Below are 1,498 nucleotides of genomic sequence, written 5' to 3' on the forward strand. Positions count from 1 at the left end.
CAAAATGGTTCATCGTTTTTTCAAGGAACGTCATAGTTTAGCTATAATCATATATTTTTAATTTTAATTTAGGCAGACCACTTAATACGATAATGGTCATTGAAATACCTATATGATAACATTTTTCTAGAGGTGATAATAAATGAATAACAAAGAAATAATCGAAATAGCATCTATTAGATTAGCACTAATAGCCCCTGCTATAAATAATACTTTTACTGAGCAATCTAAAATTGCTTATTATAGACGTGTTTCTATTAACCCTGTAAAATTACCTAACGGTAATTCAGTTTTGTATAGCCCAGGAACACTTTCTAATTGGGAATCAGAATATAATAGATTTGGTTTTGATTCCCTTCTTCCGAAGACGCGTAGCGATATAGGTCAAACCAGAAAACTAAGTAATGTAGCCATAGAGCAGATATACACTTTAAAAAACAACTTTCCTAAAATTAATGCTACGCTTATATATTATAAACTCATCGAAGATGGCTTTATTAAAGAAAAGGATGTGTCAATTTCAACTGTTCAACGGTTTATAAAAAATAACGATATTAGATCTGCTAGATGTATCAACATGAAAGATAGAAAAGCTTTTGAAGAAGAATTTGCAACTGGAATGTTTCAAGGCGACACCTGTTACGGTCCATTTATAACTGAAAATGGTGAGCGCAAACGAACGTACGTAATTATGTTAATAGATGATAAATCTAGATTAATAGTAGGCGGTAGATTCTTTTACAATGATAATTCTTATAACTTTCAAAAGGTACTTAAAGAGGCTGTAGCCAGGTATGGAATTCCCAAAAAAATTTATTTGGATAATGGTTCTCCGTACAGAAATGAGCAATTAAGTCTTATATGCGGCTCTCTTGGAATAGTAGAGCTCCATACAATGGTAAGGGACGGAGCATCTAAAGGAAAGGTAGAAAGAAATTTCAGGACATTAAAAAGCAGATGGCTAAACACTTTAGATGTAGAATCTATTTCCTCCTTAGCGGAGCTAAATGATGAATTATTCACTTATATTAATAAGCATAACATAACTATTCATTCATCTACAAAGCAGCGTCCTATTGATAGGTATAAGAGCGATTTAGCTCATGTAAAAGTAGCCTCTGACAGTGAATGGCTAGATAATTGTTTTATGAATCGCGTACAACGGAAAGTAAATAATGATGCAACTATAAGCATTGATAAAATATCTTATGATGTACCTATGCAATTTATAAAACAGAAGGTTGAAGTGCGGTATCTACCTGATGACATGGACAGTGCTTATATCTATTATGAAAAGATTAAATATAGCATTAGAAAAACAAACAAGGTTGAAAATGGTAAAACCAAACGTAAAAACCCACTTAATATAGATTATTCAAAGGATGGTGTTAAATATGTTTAAGCAGTTTTATGGTATGACCTTAAACCCTTTTGAAAAAGGTATTAAAGAAAAAGATGCATATATCTCAAGGGATTTAAAAGAAATGATATCAAGACT

Annotated in this window: 1 protein-coding gene; it reads left to right on the top strand. The window is 31.6% G+C overall.

What is annotated here, in order from left to right; all coding sequences use genetic code 11:
- Window positions 1-142: 142 nt before the first annotated feature.
- Window positions 143-1,402, top strand: coding sequence for a DDE-type integrase/transposase/recombinase (locus Ctaglu_RS24640; RefSeq protein WP_125006703.1), 1,260 nt, complete (start codon window positions 143-145; stop codon window positions 1,400-1,402).
- Window positions 1,403-1,498 lie beyond the last annotated feature (96 nt).

The sequence above is a fragment of the Clostridium tagluense genome (genome assembly GCF_003865095.1).
Classification (GTDB): Bacteria; Bacillota; Clostridia; order Clostridiales; family Clostridiaceae; genus Clostridium_AD; species Clostridium_AD tagluense.

Excerpts from the sequence above, each read along its gene's own strand:
- Ctaglu_RS24640 (WP_125006703.1), top strand. The coding sequence starts at position 143 with ATGAATAACAAAGAAATAATCGAAATAGCATCTATTAGATTAGCACTA.